This window comes from Xenorhabdus thuongxuanensis, assembly GCF_001908095.1.
GTDB classification, from domain to species: Bacteria; Pseudomonadota; Gammaproteobacteria; order Enterobacterales; family Enterobacteriaceae; genus Xenorhabdus; species Xenorhabdus thuongxuanensis.
Genome location: NZ_MKGR01000006.1, coordinates 106468 through 131858 on the forward strand (window position 1 = coordinate 106468; position 25391 = coordinate 131858).

Here is a 25391-nt window from a genome sequence, read left to right on the forward strand (position 1 = left end):
TTGTGATGAATTATCAGTACAAGTAGACATTGCTCAGTTATCCTAAGCGGTCGCGTGACTATAGAGAAATTCAGGGAGTAACATGACTATCAGGGTAGCGATTAATGGTTTCGGAAGAATAGGGCGTAGCGTCTTGCGTGCTCTTTACGAATCAGGGCGTCAAGCTGAAATTTCAGTGATCGCTATCAATGAGTTGGCAAATGCACAAGGCATTGCTCACTTGTTGAAATACGATTCCAGTCATGGGCGTTTTGCATGGGATGTACGCCTGAATAATGATTTATTGCAAATAGGAGACGATAGCATCCGGCTGTTTCATCAACCGAATATCTCGGCTCTGCCGTGGAAAGAGTTGGGTATTGATATAGTTCTTGATTGCACAGGTAAGTATGGTGAACGGGCAGACGGAGAGTCTCATATCGCCAGCGGAGCCAAAAAAGTCCTATTTGCGCATCCAGGAGGAAATAATCTGGATGCAACCGTAGTATATGGTGTTAATCACCATTCATTGGTTGCCGAAGATCGCATTGTTTCTAATGCATCCTGTACAACAAACTGCATCATTCCAATCATTAAAGTGTTGGACGATGCGTTCAATATTGAGTCTGGTACAGTGACAACCATTCACGCATCGATGAATGATCAACCCGTGATTGATGCTTATCACTGTGATTTACGTCGAACCCGAGCGGCCAGTCAATCCATCATTCCTGTTGATACAAAACTGGCTGCGGGGATCACACGTATTTTCCCTAAATTTAATGATCGGTTTGAGGCGATTTCTGTTCGGGTACCCACTATCAATGTGACAGCCATTGACTTGAGCGTAACAGTTTGTTCGCCAGTGAGTGTGGAAGATGTGAACCAGCTCCTGCAAAAATCAGCAGCCAGGGAGTTTCATGGTATAGTGGATTACACAGAGCTGCCGCTGGTTTCAACGGATTTTAATCACGATCCCCACAGTGCTATTGTGGATGGCACACAAACGAGGGTCAGCGGGAAGCACCTGATTAAAACCCTTGTGTGGTGTGATAATGAGTGGGGCTTTGCCAATCGCATGATTGATACGACACTGGCAATGGCCGCAACCGGTTTCAAATAATCATTTGTTGTGTCACAAACGGCACACAGCAGAAGATTGAGTAATTTTATAAAGAATCAATGAGAGGATTCACCATGTCTGTAATTAAGATGACTGATTTAGATCTGGCGGGTAAACGCGTATTGATCCGTGCTGATCTGAATGTGCCTGTAAAAGATGGCAAAGTGACTTCTGATGCACGTATCCGCGCGTCTTTGCCAACAATTGAGGCTGCGTTGAATCAGGGAGCCAAGGTCATGGTTACTTCTCACCTGGGACGCCCAACTGAGGGAGAATACAACGAAGAGTTCTCACTGCAACCTGTCGTTGATTATTTGAAAGAAGCACTTTCTTCTCCTGTTCGTCTGGAAAAAACCTATCTGGATGGTGTTGAAGTGTCGGAAGGTGAATTAGTGGTTCTGGAAAACGTTCGCTTCAACAAAGGTGAGAAAAAAGACGATGAAACGTTATCAAAACAGTATGCTGCACTGTGTGATGTGTATGTAATGGATGCTTTTGGTACTGCGCACCGTGCACAAGCGTCAACTCATGGCGTTGCTAAGTTTGCCCCTATTGCTTGTGCTGGTCCACTGCTATCTGGTGAACTGGAAGCTTTGGGTAAAGCACTGCACAATCCTGCCCGTCCAATGGTGGCAATTGTGGGAGGCTCTAAGGTTTCAACCAAACTGACCGTTCTTGATTCGCTGTCCAAAATTGCCGATCAACTGATTGTGGGTGGTGGAATTGCTAATACATTTGTTGCCGCAGAAGGACACAATGTTGGTCGTTCGCTGTACGAAGATGATTTGATCTCAGAAGCGAAAAAATTGATGGAAAGCTGTGACATCCCAGTTCCTACCGATGTTCGTGTTGCGACAGAATTCTCTGAGACTGCGGAAGCAACGCTGAAATCCACCAGCGAAATTCAAGATGAAGAGCAGATCCTTGACTTGGGTGATGCTTCTGCCGAACGTCTGGCTGAAATCCTGAAAAGCGCCAAGACCATTTTGTGGAATGGTCCTGTAGGTGTTTTTGAATTCCCTAACTTCCGTAAAGGAACCGAAATTATTGCCCGTTCAATTGCTGAGAGTGATGCTTTCTCTATCGCAGGGGGCGGTGATACTTTGGCAGCAATCGATCTGTTCGAAATTGCTGACAAGATCTCTTACATCTCTACTGGTGGTGGTGCTTTCCTTGAATTCGTTGAAGGCAAAAAACTGCCAGCCGTTGTGATGCTGGAAGAACGTGCTAAAAGTAATTAAGTTGTAATAACAGGCAGTATTGGCTGCCTGTTCAATGTCAATACAGGACCACGTAACATGTCTAAAATTTTTGATTTCGTAAAACCGGGTGTCATCACTGGTGATGATGTTCAAAAAGTCTTTGCTGTCGCTAAAGAAAACAATTTCGCGTTACCAGCGGTTAACTGCGTCGGTACTGATTCCATCAACGCAGTGTTGGAAACGGCGGCAAAAGTACGTGCTCCGGTCATTATCCAGTTTTCTAACGGCGGTGCCTCTTTCATTGCTGGTAAGGGTCTGAAAGCAGAAGGTCAACAAGCAGCGATTATTGGTGCTATTTCTGGTGCTCACCACGTTCACCAGATGGCAGAACATTATGGTGTGCCTGTTATCCTGCATACCGACCATTGTGCACGTAAACTGCTGCCATGGATCGATGGCCTGCTGGAAGCGGGTGAGAAACACTACGCACAAACGGGCAAGCCTCTGTTCTCCTCTCACATGATCGATCTGTCAGAAGAATCTCTGGAAGAAAATATTGAGATTTGCAGCCAGTATCTGGCACGTATGGCGAAAATCGACATGACACTGGAAATCGAACTGGGTTGTACTGGTGGTGAAGAGGATGGTGTTGATAATTCCCATCTGGACAGCTCTTCCCTGTATACACAGCCAGAAGATGTGGCCTATGCGTATGAGAAACTGAACGCTATCAGCCCACGTTTCACCATCGCGGCTTCTTTCGGTAATGTTCATGGTGTATACAAACCTGGCAACGTTAAACTGACGCCAAAAATTCTGCGCAATTCACAGGACTACGTTTCTGAAAAATTCAACCTGCCACACAACAGTCTGGATTTTGTCTTCCACGGTGGTTCTGGCTCTACTGCAGAAGAGATTCAGGAAGCCGTGAGCTATGGTGTAGTGAAAATGAATATCGATACCGATACCCAGTGGGCAACTTGGGAAGGTATCCTGAACTACTACAAAAAGAATGAAGGTTACCTGCAAGGCCAGTTAGGTAACCCTGAAGGGGCAGATAAGCCTAACAAGAAGTTCTACGATCCACGTGTTTGGCTGCGTGCTGCTCAGGCTTCCATGGTTGTTCGTCTGGAGCAGGCTTTTAAAGAACTGAATGCAGTTGATGTGCTGTAATAAATTGTTATTTATATAAAATTTATTACTTAGCTAATATAAAAGCTGGCTAAGTTCTTCTTGAATTAGCCAGCTCAATCCAGTATTTCCTGCCCGTTATTTGACTTATCAACGAGCGGAAAATTTGTTTAATCAAGCAGGATTAGACAGATTACGCTTTCATAATCTTGTTCAACCATGGCACCATAAAGGCCATAATCACAGCGACAATCAGGGTTGCAATCCCAATTTTACCGAATACGTTAGTATAAATTGGCAGAGTTTGCAGTGGATTAGTCACGCCTTCTGGGGCGGCAGTAAAGGTTGCCACATAACTACCCAACACTGATGCTGCGGCTTGTGACAGGAACCACATACCCAGAATAAAACCAGTCAGATAGCTAGGAACAAACGTTGCTACCATTGCCAGTCCCAATGCGCTGATCATTAACTCTCCGATGCTCTGGAACAGGTACACCAGCACAATAAACCATGGGGATGTAATACCATTTTCATCGGCAAATAAACCAGAGGCTGCGGCGGTCAGGAACCCCAGAGAACACAAGAACATGCCGAAGGTGAATTTTGTTGGCATGGAAAAATCTTTACCTTTGTTACCCAGTTTAGTGTAAACCACGGCCAAGATAGGGCTGACGACGATGATCCAGAATGGGTTAAGTGCCTGAAAACTGATGGGGTTGATATTAAAACCCAGAATCTGGTGATGAACATTGTTGATGGCGAAGAAGTTGAGGGAAGTTGGCATCTGGTTATATAGGATATAGAACACGATAGCCTGAAGCATCAGAATAAATGCCACAAACATCTTATTGCGGCTGACTCTGTCCTGTTTGAATGCCTGCCAGAAGAAAATCATCACAACGATAGTTGAGATCGCCATAAGGGCAATATTGGCAATTTTGATATGGTGCAATAACCATGCACAGATACCAATCATTACAACTGCACCGATTAAGACCAAAAACAAAGCGATATAGCGCAAAGGGGCATGGTCTGGCTCTGAACCGATGTTATGTACCATACGACGGCAGGCGATATAAACCAGCAGGGCAATAATCAGACCGATACCGCAGATATTATAGGTGACTGCATAACCATATTTTTCTGCAATGACGGGGGCAAGAGAGAGGGAAACCAGAGAGCCAAGATTGATAGACATATAAAATAGCGTAAATGCACCATCCAAACGCGGATCTTGCGGCTGGTAACATTTTGCCAGCAGGCTGGCTGGGTTAGCTTTGAAAAGGCCATTACCAACAGCGACGGTTCCCAGGGCATAAAAAATCAGCTCAGGATTTATGATGGAAAGGCCAATCATGAAGTAGCCTATCGCCAGTACGATAGCACCCAAAACAATGGTTCGTTTTGTCCCCAGTAAGTGATCACCAACATATCCACCGATGGAAATCAGGCCGTAGACCAGCGCAGTAAATGCACCAAAAGTGATAAATGATTGTGCTTCTGAAAAACCGAGATGTTGAACGAAGTAAACAGCCAGAATACCTTGAACACCGTAGTAGCCAAATCGTTCCCATAGTTCTACAAAAAATATCATGAAGAAAGGTTTGGGTTGATCCCATAAACCGATCGGAGCAGTTTTACTCATAGTGATGCCTCTGTTTGCAATCATCAGATGGGCAGTACACTCAGATAAAAATATATTCAGATAATTATACTGTTGTTAACATATTTGTTACTTAAATGTATCGCGCAAATTGATATCTTGTTTATTTATTCAAGGTGATCGTGAAATGAGGGAGGTTAATACACTGGTATGGTATCTTCTCAACGATTGATCACACTAACTAAAAAGAGTAATACCAGATCTGACAGAATATTCACTAAATTAATATCAAAAAGTATTAATGCATGAACTAATTGTTTATAAATAAATCAATTAGGTTAATATAAAATCAAAATGAGCTTGTTATTTATTGGTAAGAGTGATAGAAGATAGATTGCTTATTACATATCATCACTAGAATCTATATATTAATTTTTTTTGTGGAATGTGACTGATGTAGTATAGCTGTAGTAAACGAGGAAAATATATCCTGAAAAATGAAGGAGATATTATAGAAAATACGGAGAAAGAGAAAAGTATAATAAACAGACTCCACCTATAATGTTAATAAAACGACTTACAGAGCTGAAATTTATTTTTCTTGCAGCAAATATAATGATATAGCCGAAAGCTAATAACCATATTGTCATTATAATAATATGAATAGAAGCAAGAGTAATAAAACTTGACACATTAATACAGCTTGATGTTAAAAAGTTTGGTGCTACAGTAAGATATAATATGATTGCTTTTATATTCATTATATTAGCAATATAGGCATCTTTTATTGTTGCAGTTTTTGTTTCTTTTTCCGTAACCTTTTTTTCTGAATATATTCCGTTTTTTATTAATGTATAAGAAAGATAGATTAAATAAACAGTTCCTATTGTCTGTATGGTATTTATAATGAATGGATATTTTATCACTATGCCTGTGATGCCTAAGCCAACCAGTAATGCATGAGTGTAAATCCCCAATGATGTTCCTATTATGATGGAAAACAAACCTTTTATTCCTCTATTCATCGCATTGGTCATACCGAGAGTAAAACTCGCACCAGGGGATAAAGCGATGGGTAATATGGTGAGAATAAAGCCAAAAATATTCAAAAGATTACCTATTTATTATTCCTTATACAATGTTATTTAACATGTTTAGGATGTTATGTAAAGAATTTTTATTAGTGACCTTATCTGTTTTCAATATCGATTCTAAATGATTTATCCATGTTGGTTATATATTGTTAATTAATAGTTAGACATGTTTTACATAGCATTTAGAAAAGATATTATTGAGTAAGTAAATTGATTTTATTCTATAAATGCAAAATATAAACATATTATGAACATTTATTGATTGCAGCATCGTATCTGAACTTTTAAGGTTGTAGCAAATACTTTTGCCAAACTCCATTTTGGATTAGATAAAGTTCACGTAGATGTAATCGATCTTCTTTGAAAGTTAAAAATTCGATTGCATTAGGTTCCACTTGGTATCCTCCCCAATTTTTTGGTTTTGGGATGGGGTTATCACTCAATATGTCTATCATTTGAGTAACTTGCTCACGTAATTCTTGTTCTGAGGTTAATAATTGACTTTGTTGGCAGCTTAGGGTGGTTATTTGGGCATCTCGGGTACGAGAATGCCAATACTTTTCTGCGTCTGATTCTGATATTTCAAAGGCGAGACCTGTGACGCGAACTTGGTAGCCAACACCTTCCCACCAAAATGTTAGGGAGACTTTCGGATTACGTTGCAGATCTTGCCCCTTTTTGGAGTTCAAATAGGTACAGAAAATAAAACCTTTATTGTTTACTGCTTTCAAGTCAACAAAACGTCCTGAAGGGAAGCCTTTTTCATCGAGGGTAGAAACACAAACTGCATTGGGATGTTTCAAATTCAGGTTTTTTTTGACTTCATCCCACCAAATCTTGAATTTTAATATTGGATCTTCAGACATAGTTTCCTCTGGTATTTATTGTCAGTTGATGCCGATATATATGGAAAGCATCAGGCTACAAACAATTAAACCTGATGCTGTCTGACTCTTTGTGAAGGAGTCATATATATAGAAGAGTTTAATAGACTAAATAAAAATTTCCTAGTTATATTTTCTATGGCTACTGATACCCCGTAGAGAAAAATTTGAGAGATGCACCACCACCAGATGAGGTATTGGAGAATGTATCTATTTCAGTTAGTGTATCGCCTCCCATGAATAATCCCTCTACACCTGCCTTATGAAGTAAATAGTAACATTCTTTTGCGTAGTAGCTATCGGCTACACTTAATGGGCCTGCGGCAAAGAAGGAATAATGCTTAGGCGATGAAAAAACACTGTTTAAGTACTCTCTTTCAAAAATAAAATCTATAATTTTATCTTGTGGTTTGATGTCAGTAAAATTTCGTACGCTTCGTTTGCCTTCCATATCTTCTACAATAAGTAGTCTTGGGATATATATTTTAAATAACAAAGTAGTAGGGGGTGGGATATTAAAATAAGTGGATCTGCCAATATTTATACCTATCGCTTTTAATACGCTATTGAGAACCAGGCCCCCAATAATGATCTTATATACGTTTGAAATACCTTTATGAGCAAGTAGAAACTTAACCTTTTCTATTTTATTTCCTCCTAGAATTAATAGCGTTTTCTGGTTAGAAAAAAGTTTTTTACGCCATGTTTGCAAAGCTCTCAACTCTTGCTGGACACCTTCTGAGTAACTCCAGGGCAAAAACGTTTTGATTGCAGTATTTGATGCGTTTGTACGGTGTAACTTGCAAAAACCTCCAATGATAAGTTCATTACCTAATTGAGACAGTTGCTTTGCGAAATTGATATCGTTATTTTGTTCTTCTGGATATAGTCGAGTATTACTGAATAAGATAATATCTCTAGGCTGCATTTGATGAGAACGTCTTATTGCTTCTTCGCCAACGCAATGTTCAAAATAGTCAACTTTTTGTTGCAACCTCTGGGATAGTATCTGGGCTATATAAGGTGTTTGTTTGGCACTATTTTTTTTGAAATCTCCTTGATGATTTATGAGTGCAATCGCTTTATTAGTCTTCAACAAAGGTAATAAAGAGTTAACTTCTTCATCAATGCGAGGGTGAGATGTTACTCCCTCATCAATATTGAGCCCAGCACTATACAAAATCACATTTCTATTTTTCATAAGTTATCTCTGAATACCTTTCTAACTCTAGATACTAGTTCGTATAGTTCATGTTGGGTAATGATAAATGGTGGTGTGAACAATAATGTGAGTGAATCTTTATATTTTCCAGAAGAGCGGCAAGCATACAGGTTAATGCCATGCTTGTGTCCTGATGGTATGAATTTTGCGCTCATACTTTGATGGAGGTTTGTTTCAAGTGCCCATAGTAACCCTTGTCCACGAATATCCACAATACAAGGAATATTGGATAGCATCTCATTAAGTAGCAAGCCGAAATATTCACCTTTGGCTTTGATAGCATGCATATCGATTTCATTTGTTAGTACGTCTAAAACCGATAGAGCTACGCCAGTTGATAACGGGTTACCAGAATAGGTATGACCGATAAAATGTGGCGTTGATTGAGATGCTAGCAAATGGCCTATTTCTTCTGAGATCAATAGCCCCGAAATGGGGGAAAAACCTGCACCAAGGCCTTTCCCAATCACTGTAATATCTGATTCAACGCCCCATGTTTTCATATTGAACCATTCTCCGGTACGCCCCAGGCCAGTGACAATTTCATCAGCTATTAGGAGAATGTTTCGTTCTTTAAGGCCATTTTTCAATGCTTGCATGTATTTTTTATGTGGAACTAAGGCACCACCGGATGATGCTGTAATTGGTTCAATGAAAACACATGCGATACGTTCAGACCCAAATTTATCAATAGTATTTAGTGATTCAGTGACACATTCAAGCTGGCAACTATCAGATGACTTATCCAATGGACATTGAAAACAATAGCAAGGTGTCAATTTTACGCTGCTGGTTACGAGGTCAAGGGGGCTGCCCAATAAATTATGTCTGCGGGCTTGGTCATCTCCATAGCTAAGAGATTGGATTGTATTACCATGATTGGTTATCTCTCGTCCCAGTGCGTAAACCTTGTCTTCTTGCCCTTTATAACGAAAGTAATCTAATGCAATACGATATGCTGCTTCTGATGCTTCCGAACCTCCATTGAGAAAAAAAGCATAGCGTTTGTTATCGTCTGACAATTGGATTAAACGTAATGAGAGAGCTTCTGGTTCATTACTGCGAAAGTGAAAACGATATGCAAAATGAAGACGTTCAACTTGATTTTTTATTGCTTCAATCACTATTGGGTGGCAATGACCTAAGTTGACAGTCATTGGGCCAGATGAAGAATCAATGTATCCCTTGCCATTTTCATCAAATAACCATATTCCTTTTCCTGAAACAACCTTAGGTAAATCTGGAGTGAATCCTTTAAACGGGTACATATAGTTCATAATAAACCTCGGTGTTAAATACCCATTGCTACGTTGGCAATGGGATAATGTTGTTACGTGTAAAGCTGTAGCCCAGGTTTAGGCTTACATTTTTGGTTTTGGAATTTTTATGCTGAGGGATGTATTTCTTGCTTATTCAGCGATGCTTCTGTACCAAATTTATCGGTGCGTTTGCTTAATTCCCGTTTCACTGCATTGATGCAGGTCAACACGTCATTAGCGACATGGTGATTAACATTTGGACGAATGGAGCCATTTTGAAAGAACATAATTCCTTCAGAGGGTTGACCGATACAAAAGACCAGCTCTTTTTCACCATGACAGTTAATAAACTGGAATTCACGCGTGATATTGAAACTTGATATGGGATACTCAACACCATTCTGATCTTTATGAACCCAGCAGGATGCTATACCTTCGTTAAGAAGATTAGTAAATAGTTGGTTTTTGGCCTTTTTGACATCGAAGTTATGCAATTTAGCATCGATCATGGTGTCAAGTGTAGTCAAACTTCCAGGATCACTCAGGCTATGGAGATAGACGATATTATCATCGATCTGGATATTTGATTTAGCATAAGTGACATCAACAATATTTGCTTCAATAAGAGCTTCAATTTTTTCCATGAGTTCAATGCAATTACCGTTGGCCGCACGGTTATGTACAGCATAGAAATCTTTCAGCATCCAGTGATAGGAAGAAGGTGTGATTCCTCCAAAATCAACAGCATAAACAACACATTGACGCAAATCGCGGAAAACGTCGTCACAAGCGCCTTTATATGGATTATCTAGATTACCTTGTTCTGATTGTAAGCGATCTAATTCCATGAATTTAAGAAGTTTGTTACGGTATGGTGTATTAGGACTAAAATTCATATGTGTAATGGGATCGACAATGAAATCCCAATTGAACAAATGTGCTTCAGGCTCGGTACTATGTCCCCAAGGACTGTTCATTGATGAGAGTTGTTGAACTAGCTGAATAATATTGTCGCTTTCTGCAACATTCTGACCATAAACAACATAGATAAATCGTTTAACTGCGGATTCTATGGGAATATGTTGGATAAAGGTAGTGGTTTGATCATTAAGATAACGTCTAATTTTGAAAACAGTCTCTCTAGCCAAAATATCAACAGCTTTAGTCAAGAATTCAATCGCTGTATCTTTTTGCATGTTGTGTTGGTTATGACCAGAACTAAAAATATCCACTAATGGCCTAGTTTGCTCGAGCATGAGTTCTAATATTTCCTGACCAAATAGAATTCGGTAATAACATAGTTTGAGTTCTAGTAGTAGTACGGGAAAAATATGGCGATCAAAATCTAGCTGTTTTGAATGGTTGACAGGAGAACTATCCGAATGAGCAGGAGTGCCTAATTTTTCGCGAAGCTTATCCACAAGTTGACGTGTGTAAAAATACCCGTTGTGTTCATATTTTTGTAAATCAACTTCTTTGAAATTATGTGGGCGGCTGTAGGTGAAATACCCTGATCGACTAAGTGCGAAGATCTTTTTAGGCTCTTCCCCCGACGATTTATATTTTAGTTGGTTATTTTCACGGATAAACTTCCCGCCTTTATTTTCGGTATAGTAAAGCATTATATCAATGGCTGTAAGCCCCATACCTATAATACCAATTCGTTTTTCTTGCCATTGTGTTACATCAAATAGAGGATAAGCAAAATTATAGTACTCTGTGCATGCTTGTAATTGTTTGGACAAAACGAAGTTATTCTTCAATTCTTGATGCCCAGTGGCGAGAATCACAATATCAAAGTTGTACTCTTCTGAGTTGGTTATTGTACTGAGTTTGTATCTATTACCTGATTCTTTTTTTATACCATTGACTTCATCTTTTATAAGTTTTATATCAGCTCCAGCCGTCAATAGTTCATTGACCAAAGCATGAAAAATTTCTTTTAATGATTCGCCGTATAATTCACGTGTAGGAAATTCGTCTGTATTCTTGTTATACCTTTCATCCCGAGTAAGAGAATATTTTCTTTTGCACCATTCATTGAAAGTTATATTAGTTGATTTTGGGAAAAATCCACATATATTATTAGATTTATCGGGAGCATAAGCAAGCTGACCAACGATACGGTTTAGCATGCTGGTTTTAGGCTGCCGTGGAGAGTGTGCCCAACCAGAGCCGAAGTCACCATATTTATCAAATAGTGTTATACTTAGTTTTTGTTTTGGGTTTTCATTCAATATACCTAATAAACCATTAAGAAGATACATACCATTAGGGCCACCCCCGATTATTGCAATACTAGTCATTTCATTCTCCATGTTTTAGCCGAATATGGGGATATATCCATGATGAAAAGGATATAAAAAATCTTTTAAAAATTTTTTCTATTTTTAATTTGAAGAGTTATATAATTTTTCTAATTTATCTATATTCCTCTCGTTAGTTAATTCAAATAATTCTTCTAATGTTGAAACATTGTGTTCTACATTTATAAGAGATTTTTCATTGTAAATTTTTTCTGCAGTTTTTTTCATACTGTAAATAGAACTCCTGATGAGATGATTCGCCCAGATTAAATTATCAATACCATGATAAATAAACTCTGAATATCTTGTATTGTAATATTTTGTTGGAACTGCAAATAGAGGTAGCTTTCCTCCCCAATGTTGAGAAAATTCAAATACTTCAATTGCAGTGTTTTTCTTTGAGTGAATAAGAATAGCATCGGCACCTGCTTGCCTATATGCTTCAGCTCGCTCCAAAGCTTCTGTCATAGGTTTGCCGGAAATTAACGCTTCCACTCTAGCGACCAGTGTGAAATTACTTCCTCCTTCATCCTTAGCTGCTTTGATTTTATTACAAAATTCTTCAATGGGTGCGAGTTCCTGCTTTTCGCCGATGAAAGAATTTATTTTGGGAAAAAGTTTATCTTCAATACACAGGGCATTGATAGAAATTTGAGTGAGCTTTTTTACAAAGCGTATTACATTTAGATAATTACCAAATCCTGAATCACCGTCAACTAGTATTGGAATATTAACATTGTCTGACATTTGCTCTAGTGCACTGAGCACTTGTGTCCACGAAGCTTCATTACGATCAGAAAGCCCCATTGAAGCGCTAATAGAAAGCCCCGATGCCCAAATAGCTTCAAAGCCAGCCTGTTCGACAATTTTTGCACTTAATCCATTATGTGCTTCCATAAATTGTGTTTGTTTTTTGTTTTTTAATCTTTCTTGAATATTCATTATTACAACTCCTAGATTATGGCTTATCTGTTATTTTTTTAGTTACATTTAATAATGATTAACTAATATGTTTATTTTAAAATTTTCTCCTCTAGAAATTGGATGATTAGATCAGAAATTTTTTCTTGTGATTCATTTGTCATCGCACCAATATGTGGCGTACCAATGAAATTATCTAAAGTGAATAATGGAGAGAATTGACCTTCACGTTCGAAAACATCACTGGCTGCACCATAAATATCTCCATTAACCAGCGACCGATAAAGGTCTTGTTCAGAAACCACACCACCTCTGGCAACATTGATCAAAATTGATGTTGGTTGCAAATAGCATAGGTTATTTTTGTTTAGTAGATTTTTTGTCGATTCAATGTATGGACAACAGACGACTAGTATGTCGTTAAATGCCATCAAAACATCAAGGTTATCAAATAAAGTGATACCTTTTGTTTTCAGATCAGCTGCACGTTCTGCGGTGTAATGAGAAACTGTACAAGAAACCTGCATGTCATATCCTTTGGCAATGCGGGCAATTTCTTGTCCTATACTACCAAAACCGATCAGTCCTAAACTTTTATTGGTCAGCTCAAAGCCCATCAGTAGTTTTTTATTCCAAATGTTGGCTTCTATTTCTGTACTTGCATGTTTTATATGACGAAAAAGACAATGTATTAAGCCAAAGCTGAGTTCTGCTACAGCTCTGGAATTAGTGCTCGGTGTGTTGTAAAACAAGATATCTGTCTCACGTAAAGACTGTAGATCGATGTTATCGACTCCTGTCCCAGCTCGTATAATTGCCCGTAAATGCTTTGCTTGCTCAATAAATTTACTGCTTACTTGTGCCCCACTGCGGAGTATTAAGACGTCGTATTTTTTAATGCAATCTATTAATTCTTGTTGTGTAATGGGATGTTTTATCGTAACGATAAAGTTCTTCTCCATATAATTTCTTAATTTTATATGGATGGGATCTACAATTAGGATTCTCAATTTAGAGGCCATAGCGTGTTAATCCTGTGGATTCTTTGATATTTAGCATGAGGTTCATATTTTGAATGGCGGTTCCTGCTGCACCTTTGACTAAATTATCGATGACGCTGACAATACGTAATTCACGGGTTTTTGGGACGATATCAATAGAGATATGGCAGGAATTTGAACCAATGACTTTGGCAAGTTGAGGATAAATACTGTAATCCTTTTCAATACCTTGAGAACCTTGATTTAATCCAATAATAGAAACAAATTGATTAGCTTGATAATAGGTTTGTAAATACTTCAGAATCTGAAACCTGTCATATCTTATTTCGGTATTTAATTTCATGGCTTGTACCATGAAAATGCCTCTGGCAAAATTTCCATGTGAAGTAATTAATGAAATATTTGCTAGTTTCCCCGTGGTTTCTTTAATAATATTTTCTATTTCATCAGTATGGCGGTGGCCATTGAGGGAATAGGCTAGCATGTTGCCAAACTGATTGTAATGAAGTAATTCTTTCTTATAAGAACTTCCGGCTCCTGAAGTTCCGTTAACGGCACTAATAAAAATTGTGTCGGTATTTATTATATTTTCTTTAATCAGGGGAATCAAACCACACAAAGCTGCATTGACATAGCATCCAGGATTAGCAATATAGTGACTTTTTTTGATAATTTCTCTGTATTCTTCAATATAACCGTAAGTGAATTTCTTTTGTAATTCCTTTGCTCCATGTGGTCTTCCATAGATTTCTTCAAAATGAGCGGGATCCGTAAAGCGGAAGTCAGCACCTAAGTCAATGATCTTGGCATTGGTATGGCTGAAGGAGAGGGCTACAGCATGTGATTCACCAGATGGTAAGCAAAGGAATATAACATCAGGCTCTACATGTTGTATTTCTTCTAATGTATATGTTTTTTTAGCAATGCCTATTAGATTAGGATGTAACGATTCAAGATCGATATTCATTTCTCGAGAGATGGGATAAATTTCTTTCACATAGGGGTGGGAAGTTAATAAACGAATAACTTCACATCCAGTCCAACCTGTTGCGCCGATAACAAATACTGTAATTTTCATTCTAAATGTCCTATTGATTCAATTAATACTTTTCCGTTTGAATATCCAGTAAGCATGTAATCTTTAAGCTTATTGAAATGAATTTTAGTAGTAATTATTTTTTCTAATTTTGAGCGCTTGGCTGTAGCGTTATTCAGAATGTCAACAGCTTTGTGTAAATCATCGGGAATACTTAGGAATGAACCACTGATTTTTAATTCCTTGCGTACAATAATATTCATGTCAAATTGGCTGATAGTGTCAAAATATGAAATTAACAATATAGTACTGCCAATGGCCATTAGTCGAAGTATTTGGCTGAAATTCAATTGACTTCCACCTGCGACAATCATTATATCAAAGTGATTTTTTGTTAATGCGGCGTATTCATCAATTGTGGTGAATCCGAGTCCTGCAACAAAATCTCGTCTGGTTGGATTTTTTTCTACGAAAACTATATCGCAGGCACCGTAAGTTTCCTGACAGACAATGGCACTTAGCTGACCCATTGCTCCTGCACCAATAATTAATATTTTTGTCGTAGGAATAATACTAACTTTGTTAACTGCATGTATAACAATGCTAAGAGGTTCAGCGAGAACGAATAAATGTGAATCTGAATCATCAGGAAGAGATACTAATGAACTGTGATGAACAACCATGTGTTTAGAGAATGCACCACCACTACCTGCGGTATTATAAGTGATCTTTTTTAAACAGTGATTATAACGTTTAATCTGACATAATTCACAATTCCCACAATAACCATAAGATAGTGCTGTTACGAGTTGTTGGTCTTTAAATCTTGAAATATTGTTGGTATTTGTTACTCTGCCAATAAATTCATGACCAAGAATGGCTGGATATTGTTTGTAAGGGTGATTTCCGTGGAGAACCATATAATCTGAACCACAAATAGTTGCTTGTTGAATTTCCAGTAATAAAAAACCAGGTTTGAGTTCGGATAGAGATTCTTGTTGATAAGATTGATAGTCTTTTTCTATGCATATTAGAGAATAATTCATGATTTTTTCCCTGAGTAATTAATAGCCAATAGATTTATTACCTCGTTACCTATTTTATTTACTAAAGGATCATTGATAATATTGCCTTTTATCCTTTTTGAAATATCTGTTGGTGTCATATCTAACATTTTTAGTGTATCTATCAAAGTATTTAATTTTAATTTTCTGAGTATTTTTTCAACGTATTTATTTAGTGGCATACCTTGCGTAATATTGTTGGGTAAGGGTTTTTCGACATGGTATTCAATCAAGAATTTTATCCACTCTGGATAAAATGCGGCCAAACCAGCACCATGAGATAATTTATATATAGGAGATAAGGCTTGTTCAAATCGATGAGGTAAACAAGTACTGTTATGGCAAACGCAGATGCCTCCCAATAAAGCAACATAAGCGATATCATCGTAAAATTGATCGTCAATATTACCTTTGGCGTATTTATCTACAATATTATTAATTAAAGATAGTGCTTCTAAGGCGAATAATTCAATAAACCTGTTTTGCTTAACGGCTTGAATAGCTTCAAAAGCATGAGTAAAGCTATCGAATATCGTTTCGCGTAAGACATTATCAGGTAATGTATGACCCAGAGTCGAGTCAATCAGGGCGATGTCTGGAAAAATAGCCCTTCCTCGGACACCATCTTTATTACCATTACTACTATCTAGAATGATTGCACCTTTGGTTACCTCTGAACCTGTTCCAAATGTGGTGGGAACTGCGATATGAAATAGCTTTTTGTTCACGTGTTCAAAGGTACTACCGACTAAGGTTTCAAGTTGTACTGATTCATCGACACAGATTGAAGCAGCTTTACCTAAATCGAGAATGTTTCCCCCACCCACTGAAATCAGAGAATCAAAATTTTCACTGGATAAACGTTTTTTTATTTTCAACAATTCTTGAGTTGATGCTTTGGTATGACTTTCTATAATATAAGGAGTTATTTTTATTCCTGTTATTGAATTTATTTTGTTAAATAAGCTCATCAGAGTTGGTAATCGTTCTAATGTCCCTTGCGAAATAATTAATAAGGTTTTAGTAAGTTTGTTTTCTTTAAGATATAGGAATAATTTTTCTAATGAGTGCTTTTCGAAAATTATTTTTGTTGGCAAGTAAAATGATATGCTGTAATTGTTTTTTGATATTGTATTCATGCCTGCCCTCATAATTTTTAATGTTAGTGTAAATAAAGTTAATTACCATAATTAGTAATTCTTAGTGAAGAGTAATAATTTTTATTTATATTAGTACTACGCTTTATTTTTTATTTTTTGGTAAGTGTGTTCTTTTTTTACTAAATTTATAATTGTTGCTGAGTGTTTAAGAGGTTATTTCTCTTAAGTTATACCATGTTGTTTTTTTGTTTCAATGTTGATTTGAAAAAAAATCATATTTTTTCTTCATGTTTTTTATTTATATTTTTTATATTTTGTTTTTGTTTTATTTTAATATATCCAATAGATTTCTGATTTTATACTAATCGCCATTGAAGATGCTTGATTTCTTATCCAAATCAGATCATGCTTGCAACCATGAAAATTCCTCTGACACCAAAACAAAAACGCGCCCTTGAATTGATGCATGATACCACGCGTGACAGTCGAGTCTGTGATCGCATCAAGGCCGTGCTTTTGGCCTCCGAAGGCTGGACAGCTCAGATGATAGCCCAGGCCTTGCGTATTCATGAAAGTACGGTCAGCCGTCACCTAAAAGATTTCATCGCTCAGGAAAAGCTGACGCCGGAAAATGGGGGCTCTGAAAGCTGTCTCTCTGCCGAACAACCCGCTGACCTGATTGAATATTTGACCACCAATTTGATGCATACCACAACCCAAATTGTGGCCTATGTCCAGGCACGTTGGCAGGTGTCTTTCAGCGTGGGCGGCATGACGAAATGGCTTCACCCCAGGGTTTCAGCTATAAAAAGCCAAAGGGAGTGCCTCATAAATTCGATGCGGATAAACAGCAGCAATTTATTGATGACTACAAGGTGCTGAAAGACAGGGCGGCTCAGAATGAACCGATCCTGTTTATTGATGCGGTGCATCCTTCACAGTCCACAAAGCTCAGCTATGGCTGGATGAAAGCAGGGAAAAATCAGGTAAAAGGGGTTGAAACCACCGGCAGTCGTACCCGTCTCAATATTCTGGGCGCGCTGAATTTACAACGGATTGAAGACCCGTGATCCGTGAATATCCAGGTATCAATGCTGAAAATATTGCATATTTCTTCGGTGCGCTCCGGGAAACTTACCCGCTTTCGCAAAAAATCCACCTCATTCTGGATGGAGCGGGTTACCACCGAGCCGAGTTGGTGAAAGATATTGCGTATGTCCTTAATATTGAATTGCATTACCTCCCGCCTTACAGCCCAAACCTCAATCCGATAGAATAATACTTTAAACGGTGGTAGCTACGGTTTTATCTATCACTGGATGAAAACTACGCTTAAAGTAAATAAGCCCATGACCTTCTTCACAAACAATAATTTGTTTTATTTCTACTAGATATACATAGTGAGTACCGACTTCCTGTACTTGCTTAATACATCCCTCTAAATTGGCGAGTGTCCCTTGTAGCAAGGGTTGTCCCAGTATGCCAGTTTTCCAGATATCCCATTTAAAGCGCTCTTCCATGCTGATACCAGTCATGCCAGCAAAATGGCGTGCCATCAATTCCTGTTCATGATTCAGGATATTGACACAAAGATGGCCATTTTTCTGAAATACCGGATTCATGGCGCTATTGCGATTAATACATACCATTAGAGTCGGAGGCGTATCTGTCACAGAGCACACCGCCGTTGCAGTCATACCACAGCGCCCCGCAGAACCATCCGTGGTGATGATATTCACCGCCGCAGAAAGGCTTGCCATCGCATCCCTGAAACGCAAGCGATGTTTATTTTCTACAGACATAATAGGCCTCCTACTACTGATTTATTTCAGCAGCTTATCTAACAGGTTAATATCACAGTTATTGTGTAAGTGGGGACGGGTCCAGCCATTCACATCATAGTCAGAAAGACAGCGATCCACCAATTCTGTCATTTTTTTCATATTGCCGGAGCCATAGGCGTGACGCAGACATTGTAGGCGAATTTCGTCCTGACTGCCGGCATAATTAATTTCGTATAATTCATGGCGACCACCGAATTCACTGCCAATGGCATCCCACATTAATTTCAAAATCTTGATTCGTTCCACATGGTCAATCCCATTAGAGCCACGGACATATTTTTCAAGATACTTATTGATCTCTGGATTATTCATGTCACGTATACTGGATGGCAGATAAATCAAACCGCTGGTGACATTGCTTTCAATAATATTTTTGATTTTTGTGTAAGCCATGGGAGCCATCACGCGATAAGTTTGAATGGCTTGGGTATCGGGCAGATAGGCGCCATTTTCCCATTGCTTGGCTTCTGCCCACATCGCATCTGTCAGTGACCAAAACAAATTGCGCCATGCAACGACTTCTCCCAGATCGGCCTGAACACCGCGGAATTCCACCACGCCAGTGCATTCAAGGCTTTTTTGCAACAATGCCGTAATGAAATCCAGTTTAACGGCAAGGCGTACGCAAGCTTGCATGGGAAATAGCCGCGCAAAACCACTTTGCACTGCCCAATTACGGGCTCGATCAAAATCGCGATAAATTAACACATTTTCCCACGGAATTAATACCTTATCCATCACCAGAATGGCGTCATTTTCATCAAACCGACTGGAAAGGGGATAATCAAAGGGGGAGCCAGTAGCACCGGCCACCAATTCATAAGAGGCGCGGGAAATTAATTTCACGCCATCGGCATCCATTGGCGCAACAAACATAAGGGCAAAATCAGGGTTATCCCCGATAACCTGTGCAGAGCCAAAACCGATGAAATTATAGTGAGTCAGGGCTGAATTGGTTGCGACGACTTTAGCGCCACTGACAATCACGCCGGCGTCTGTCTCTTTTTCTATCTTGATAAAAACATCTTTGACCTGATCGGCTGGCATATGGCGATCAATCGGTGGATTAACAATCGCATGGTTGAAATAGATGCAGCTTTCCTGAATGCGCTTATACCAGATACGGGCATTGTCAGCGAATTGTCCATAATATTCAGGATAAGCACCCAATGAGCAGCAGAATGCCGCTTTATAATCGGGTGAACGTCCCATCCAGCCGTAGGTCAGGCGTGACCATTCGGCAATGGCATCACGCTGTTGGCGGATATCATCAGCGCTGGTGGCGAAGCGGAAGAATTTATGTGTGTAGCCACCACTTCCAGTATCGGTATCCCAGCAGAGTACATCGCGGGTTTCTGGAGCATGAAGGGCATCATACAGTTGACCAATTGAAGCAGCCGCATTGCGGAAAGCAGGATGTGTTGTGACATCTTTGACCCGTTCACCATAGATGTAAATTTCGCGGCTATCCTGAAGTGAACTCAGGTATTCTTTACTGGTAAATGGGCGTTTATGATCAGCACGCAAATTTTCTAGTCTCATAGCAACCTCATACTCCAAAAAATCCCCTTATTTTGATTTGTTATCCATATGGGGATGGTTGTTAATTTTATGTTTCTTTCACTGTTTGATTGAAGCGACTAAACGGCTCCTCTTGAAGAGACTTTCGGAGGATTTACTGGTACTTTTCGATAAAAGCAGAGAGTTTGTTGCGTAAATGTGATCGGCTTTGTGTTTTGATAATAATTATTTTTCTGCTTTCTCACTCCCAGTTACATAGTTGGCTATGTTTCTGAAGATTCTTTCCCTTGCCACAGTTCTGTAACTCATGCGAAAAATTTGCTTTGGGACAAGTTCCTACCGGGTGAACAGTACCGTTCCCGACTTCTGCCAGTGGTGGAAACCTGTAAAAGCGGGGATACCTGCATTGAATGTGATCAGTGAAATCGTGAGTGGTGATCCTAAAACGGCCATACCCGGATGTATTTAATCTTTTTCCCCGCTAATCAATACATGGCTGGTGAAGAGTTATGTATAACGAACCGCTGGTAAAGATCGCTTTCCAATAGTTTCTTGGTCAAACAATCATCCAGTGCCAGTTTGCTCTGTGATTATACCGTCATTATTCTGATAATGAGGAACGCAGATAATCAGCGAAAAGTGTGTGTAAATCACCCTGAACTGCAACATGTAAAACAAGCTGAATGGCTGGAACACTGGGTACTCCATGTTCTGTGGATAATATACATTGGTCATCGGTTAATACACTACGTGGCAATAATCCAATTCCTAACCCATATGCTATTGCACTTTTTATGTTTTCAAATGAAGAACTGACATATGAAAAGAAGTACGGTTTATTCACATGTTCCAGCGTTTTTATAGCATATTGGCGGATGATGCAACCTTTGGGAAAAATAACCAGAGGGATTTCTTGTAATTCTCTGAAATATAAGTATTTTGAGGCAACCCAATGCAATGACTCAATGAGTAAAATACTTTTATCATTGGTGTTAATCGGCCGTCCTGCTATTTCTTTTGTTATCGCCATATCTAATTGTTGGTTTTCCAATAGCGCAGAAAGTACAGGCGATGAGGCTGCAGTAATCTCTATTTTCAATTCAGGATGTTCAGCCAGATAGTAAGAAATTGCTTTGTGCAGTTTTGTAATACTGAAATCGTTAGGTACACCGAGCGTAATTTTGCCTCTCAATTGGAGCTTTTTCACTAATTGTAGCGCTTGCGTCATACGGGAAAGAATTTCCTTTGCTGCAGGTAAAAGCTGCTTTCCCTCATGAGTTAATCCGATAATATACCCATGACGTCTATCGATTAAACGACAACCGATATTGTCTTCAAGCCGTTTAATACTGAAGCTGAGTGTAGATTGTGTCCTTCCCAGTTCTTCACCAGCTTTAGCAAATCCCCCATGTGTAGCAACAAACACAAAAGCACGTAATTGCTCAAGAGTAATACTGCGTCCATCGAAACGATTAGTACTAATATCCTGCTTCATAGCACCGCCCTTGTCATTATTATTGAATTATTGATAAATTCAATAATAAAATAGAAATTATTAATTTAACAAAATAAGAACATTCAAGCAACATTGTTAGGCCGAATATTTTTTAATTAAATTAAGAAAGAGGTTACGACATGGCTTTATTGACACTACCTAAGAATCATAAACCACGATTCTCAAATTTTAATATTGATGGTATTTTGGATGAAACGCTGAGAGAAGGATCTGAAAGATGTCCTTTTTCGGTTCAAACAGATAGAAAAATACCTTTAATATCAACTATATTTAAAACAGGAATAAGAGACATTGTTTTTGGTTCTGGTCCAAAAGACCCAACAGATTTAGCCTCTGTTATAAAGCAACTTGTTCATCAAGATAAACTTCCATCTGATGCTAAATTTTCGTTTATAATGCTATTAAATTGCCATGAACCTCTTATGAAGCAATTTAAATATTTTCCTGATGAATTTAAAAAATATGTAACTATCAGCTTTGGAATGGTTTCACATAAATCAGATGAAAAAACATTTGAAAGAGCAACGGAGGAACTTCGTGGCTATGGTTTTACAAATTTTAGGGTGAGTTTGCTAAACAATTTTAGTTCAGGAGTGGATGAAGTATCTTATGAAAAAATAATAAAAGAGATTGATCGAACACTACATATGGATATCAATGTAGTTCGAATTAATGATTCATTAGGAACGATATATCCTGAAGCAATGGCTATATTGGCTGCTAACCTACGTCATGATTACCCTTTAGTTAATTTTTGCTTGCATGCCCATAATGATAGAGGTTTGGGATTACAAAATGCTTTAGTATCTATTTATAACGGCTTCAATTTAATTGAAGGAGGATTTGCTGGTACTGGAAATAGATCTGGGTTGCCCGCAATTGAAATTCTAAATTTTATTTTCAAAGAGAAATCAATTTCTATTAATAGTAAATATATTGATAGTTCTCTTGTATTGGATGCAGCACGGTTGACTGAGCGTACATTTTTATCTATTCCTGATTTGTATAGACCAGTCAGTGGACATATTGTTGAGCAAGAAAATATGGGAGTAGCTAATATTCCTTCATTCCTTGGCGCTGCTCGTGATATTCCTTATTTTTTGAACAGTACAGGATTACATGATGCAACATTACAAAAAATCATGTCTGATGAAGGATTGTTTGATGCTGCGAATGATCCTGGTCTTGTTCAGCAAGTAAAAGAAAGATTTGATAGCATATTGGTTGAAATTTATTCAAGAAAAGAAAAGGAATTTGAGCAAATTAGAAATCAGTTAGATAAGTTCTATGCTACAGATGTCTTATATACATCTTCTGTTGGAAAATATACTAGGGAGTTCTTAAAATAACATACTCCCCCAGTTAAATTTGGGGGAGTATGTTGTCATATTTTAAACTAATATGGGGTTGGATTTAAATGTTTATGATAGTTGCGCCAATATTTCTGGTTATATTTATTGGGTATTGTTTTGGACGTTTGCGTCCTGATAGTGGGCTTTCCGATAAATTAATCAATGATTATGTACTCTATATTGCACTCCCTGCCTTATTGTTTCTTGCTATTGCTCGTGCAGATATTAGTGAGCTGCAACAGTGGGGTTTTATTGCCGCCACTCTTGTTGGTATTTGTGTAGTGTATGTTTTGGGAATGTTGGCGGCAAAAATCATGGGTATTGGTTTACCACAATCATCAATTCTAAGTATGGGGGCATGTTATGGTACAACTGGATATATGGGGGTTCCAATACTGATTGCCGTTTATGGTGAATCCGCTGCGCTTCCTGCCGCTATTGCTACAATATTGCATAATATTCCTGCCATCATGGCTGTGATTATTACTTACGATATTTTTTCTACCCGTCAATCAGGTGGAAGAATATCCATTAGCCAAAGTTTCGTTGGGGCATTAAAGACGATATTGAGCAATCCCTTGACGATCTCAGTAATTGCGGGATTGATATTTGTTTGCTTCGGTATTCCCGTTCCGATATTTTTGCAAACATTTGCTGAATTTCTTGGTAATGCTGCAGGTCCAACAGCATTGTTCGCTTTGGGGTTAGGGTTATCTCGGCTGAAGGTCAAAGAACATATCAATGGAGAGGCGTTAAAACTGGTTATACCTATGTTGTTACTTAAATTAGGGATACAGCCGTTGATTACGTTTATCTGTGCTTACTATCTATTCGGTATGCAGCAGGCAAATAATATTTGGCTGATTACCGCGATTGTCATGGCTGCACAGCCTATCGGAGCGGGAGTTTATGTTTTTGCTAATAAGTATGGATTTAAACAGGAAATTATTTCTTTTTCCATTATCATTTCTCTGCTTATTGCCCTGGTAACAATACCAACTATTTTACAATTGTTGCCAGAGTGGCATTCAGGTGCTTAGTACTACAGCTGTAAGCGATTTTCTCAGCATTAACGTCTTATTTTTTAGTTATGTCTGTAATACTTAAGGTTATAACTGATATGCCAATAATCTTGGCGGTCGTGTATTCAACGTTTTGAATACACGACCTAGATTTAGAGGTGTTCTCGCTGCATATAAGACTTCCCTTTTAGTCACTTTTATCCAGTGCGCCGTAAAACTTCGTCCTTCAGGTGAGGAGGATGTCAACAACCTATTTTATTCCCCAATTACATTCCTCTCTCGCCAAACACTCGGTGAGCACCCCACTAACCGATTAAAAAATCGGGTAAAATAAGCAGGATCTTTAAACCCAAGCTGATACGCCACCTCAAATACGGGGCTATCACTAAACAGCAATAACCGTTTTGCTTCCCGCAGTAGTCGGTCAAAGATCAGTTTTTTGGGTGGTCGATTGGCAAAGCGTCGGCACATATCCTTTAGGCGTGATTCGGTAATTCTCAATTTTTCTGCATATTCTGGCACGGCAAGATGTTGATGATAGTGTTTATCAATCAATTGGTTAAAGTGCTGAAACAATTTTAATTCTCCTCTGACACCACCGGAACGATGATCATCAAGGGGAATACTACGCAGCAAAAAGGTAAACAGAGATTGAGCCAGGAAAGTCAGCGATTGTTCTCGTCCGGCAAATTGGTTAGCAGACTCACGCCCAATCAGTGCCCAATAATGGTTGAATGTTTCCAATTCATCGTATTTATCCGCGACGGAAAGACAAATAGCTGGAATATCAACCAGTTCTCGATGGGTGGGATAAAGCGAACTGAGTAATGGTGTAATCAGTTCCTGACGAACGGTCAGTACATAACCGTCGGTATCTTCCTGAGTAAAAAAAGCATGAGGAACGGAAGGTGGGGTCAGGATAAACAGCGGAGCTTGTACGGAATAATGTTGTTCGTCTAATTGCAGTTCGATCCGCCCTGTCACCAGATAATGTAGCTGGAAAAAACCATCATGGCGATGCGCCTGCATATCACGCCCGAAAAATGCAGCCATGCGACCAAAAGTTTGATAGTGAATATCATCCGATCCCTGGGTTTCGTCATAATCCTTGCTGATATCAATATTAGAAATGATGGACTTGTTGGCTCTGAGCGTATTGGATGCAGGCATCGGTTTTCTCCTGTACCTTTAAGGTATATCAACATGTT

At 38.7% G+C, this 25391-nt stretch carries 20 protein-coding genes and 1 pseudogene; 6 read left to right on the top strand and 15 right to left on the bottom strand.

From position 1 onward, the window contains the following. Positions 1 to 82 precede the first annotated feature (82 nt). The 3 genes from epd (at position 83) to fbaA (ending at position 3477) form a co-directional block, all read left to right on the top strand. Positions 83 to 1102, top strand: a complete 1020-nt coding sequence (gene epd / locus Xentx_RS06015; RefSeq protein WP_074019363.1) for an erythrose-4-phosphate dehydrogenase — start codon at positions 83 to 85, stop codon at positions 1100 to 1102. Positions 1103 to 1176: 74 nt separating this feature from the next. Continuing rightward, entirely contained in the window at positions 1177 to 2343 is a 1167-nt protein-coding gene (gene pgk / locus Xentx_RS06020; RefSeq protein ID WP_074019364.1) for a phosphoglycerate kinase, read from the top strand. Between the two features lie 57 nt (positions 2344 to 2400). Beyond that, positions 2401 to 3477 carry a class II fructose-bisphosphate aldolase gene (fbaA, locus tag Xentx_RS06025; RefSeq protein WP_074019365.1) on the top strand — a complete coding sequence of 359 codons (1077 nt, stop codon included), beginning with the start codon at positions 2401 to 2403 and terminating at the stop codon, positions 3475 to 3477. Between the two features lie 151 nt (positions 3478 to 3628). Here the strand turns inward: fbaA and dtpB are convergent, their stop codons facing one another. The 11 genes from dtpB to Xentx_RS06080 all read right to left on the bottom strand — a co-directional run bounded on the left by dtpB (position 3629) and on the right by Xentx_RS06080 (position 16967). After that, a complete protein-coding gene (dtpB, locus tag Xentx_RS06030; protein WP_074019366.1) occupies positions 3629 to 5083 on the bottom strand; it encodes a dipeptide/tripeptide permease DtpB in 1455 nt (484 codons plus the stop codon). 467 nt (positions 5084 to 5550) lie between these two features. After that, positions 5551 to 6150: a LysE family translocator gene (locus tag Xentx_RS06035; protein WP_074019367.1), complete on the bottom strand. Its 600-nt coding sequence runs from the start codon at positions 6148 to 6150 to the stop codon at positions 5551 to 5553. A gap of 269 nt (positions 6151 to 6419) precedes the next feature. Beyond that, positions 6420 to 7001, bottom strand: coding sequence for a pyridoxine/pyridoxamine 5'-phosphate oxidase (locus Xentx_RS06040; RefSeq protein WP_074019368.1), 582 nt, complete (start codon positions 6999 to 7001; stop codon positions 6420 to 6422). 160 nt (positions 7002 to 7161) lie between these two features. Beyond that, positions 7162 to 8220 (bottom strand): phosphoglycerate kinase, encoded by a 1059-nt coding sequence (gene pgk, locus Xentx_RS06045; RefSeq protein ID WP_074019369.1) that lies wholly within the window; start codon positions 8218 to 8220, stop codon positions 7162 to 7164. Further along, entirely contained in the window at positions 8217 to 9518 is a 1302-nt protein-coding gene (locus tag Xentx_RS06050; RefSeq protein WP_074019370.1) for an aminotransferase family protein, read from the bottom strand. Before Xentx_RS06050 ends, pgk (Xentx_RS06045) begins: the two co-directional genes overlap by 4 nt. A 107-nt stretch (positions 9519 to 9625) precedes the next feature. Continuing rightward, positions 9626 to 11806, bottom strand: a complete 2181-nt coding sequence (locus Xentx_RS06055) for an FAD/NAD(P)-binding protein (RefSeq protein WP_074019371.1) — start codon at positions 11804 to 11806, stop codon at positions 9626 to 9628. An 84-nt stretch (positions 11807 to 11890) separates the two neighbouring features. Beyond that, a complete protein-coding gene (gene aepX / locus Xentx_RS06060) occupies positions 11891 to 12748 on the bottom strand; it encodes a phosphoenolpyruvate mutase (protein WP_074019372.1) in 858 nt (285 codons plus the stop codon). Positions 12749 to 12819: 71 nt separating this feature from the next. Then, positions 12820 to 13749: an NAD(P)-dependent oxidoreductase gene (locus Xentx_RS06065; protein ID WP_074019373.1), complete on the bottom strand. Its 930-nt coding sequence runs from the start codon at positions 13747 to 13749 to the stop codon at positions 12820 to 12822. Next, positions 13739 to 14806, bottom strand: a complete 1068-nt coding sequence (argC, locus tag Xentx_RS06070) for an N-acetyl-gamma-glutamyl-phosphate reductase (RefSeq protein ID WP_083600889.1) — start codon at positions 14804 to 14806, stop codon at positions 13739 to 13741. Before argC ends, Xentx_RS06065 begins: the two co-directional genes overlap by 11 nt. Further along, complete coding sequence (locus Xentx_RS06075) at positions 14803 to 15810, bottom strand: zinc-dependent alcohol dehydrogenase (protein WP_074019375.1); 1008 nt, start codon at positions 15808 to 15810, stop codon at positions 14803 to 14805. Before Xentx_RS06075 ends, argC begins: the two co-directional genes overlap by 4 nt. Then, positions 15807 to 16967, bottom strand: a complete 1161-nt coding sequence (locus tag Xentx_RS06080; protein WP_074019376.1) for an iron-containing alcohol dehydrogenase family protein — start codon at positions 16965 to 16967, stop codon at positions 15807 to 15809. The genes Xentx_RS06075 and Xentx_RS06080 overlap by 4 nt, the downstream gene beginning before the upstream one ends. A 378-nt stretch (positions 16968 to 17345) precedes the next feature. On the opposite strand from Xentx_RS06080, the pseudogene Xentx_RS06085 reads away from it, so the two are divergent. After that, positions 17346 to 18204, top strand: a pseudogene (locus Xentx_RS06085) (IS630 family transposase); the annotation flags it as partial. Positions 18205 to 18211: 7 nt separating this feature from the next. Here Xentx_RS06085 and hpaC read toward each other — a convergent pair. The 3 genes from hpaC to Xentx_RS06100 form a co-directional block, all read right to left on the bottom strand. Continuing rightward, complete coding sequence (hpaC, locus tag Xentx_RS06090; protein ID WP_074019377.1) at positions 18212 to 18730, bottom strand: 4-hydroxyphenylacetate 3-monooxygenase, reductase component; 519 nt, start codon at positions 18728 to 18730, stop codon at positions 18212 to 18214. A gap of 21 nt (positions 18731 to 18751) precedes the next feature. Then, positions 18752 to 20314, bottom strand: a complete 1563-nt coding sequence (hpaB, locus tag Xentx_RS06095; protein ID WP_074019378.1) for a 4-hydroxyphenylacetate 3-monooxygenase, oxygenase component — start codon at positions 20312 to 20314, stop codon at positions 18752 to 18754. A 580-nt stretch (positions 20315 to 20894) separates the two neighbouring features. Then, a complete protein-coding gene (locus Xentx_RS06100) occupies positions 20895 to 21788 on the bottom strand; it encodes a LysR family transcriptional regulator (RefSeq protein WP_074019379.1) in 894 nt (297 codons plus the stop codon). Between the two features lie 140 nt (positions 21789 to 21928). Between Xentx_RS06100 and Xentx_RS06105 the strand changes: the two genes are divergently transcribed. Further along, entirely contained in the window at positions 21929 to 23158 is a 1230-nt protein-coding gene (locus tag Xentx_RS06105) for a beta/alpha barrel domain-containing protein (protein WP_074019380.1), read from the top strand. Positions 23159 to 23226: 68 nt separating this feature from the next. Next, entirely contained in the window at positions 23227 to 24201 is a 975-nt protein-coding gene (locus tag Xentx_RS06110) for an AEC family transporter (RefSeq protein ID WP_074019381.1), read from the top strand. A 237-nt stretch (positions 24202 to 24438) separates the two neighbouring features. Here the strand turns inward: Xentx_RS06110 and hpaA are convergent, their stop codons facing one another. Further along, entirely contained in the window at positions 24439 to 25353 is a 915-nt protein-coding gene (gene hpaA, locus Xentx_RS06115) for a 4-hydroxyphenylacetate catabolism regulatory protein HpaA (protein WP_074019382.1), read from the bottom strand. Between the last annotated feature and the right edge of the window lie 38 nt (positions 25354 to 25391).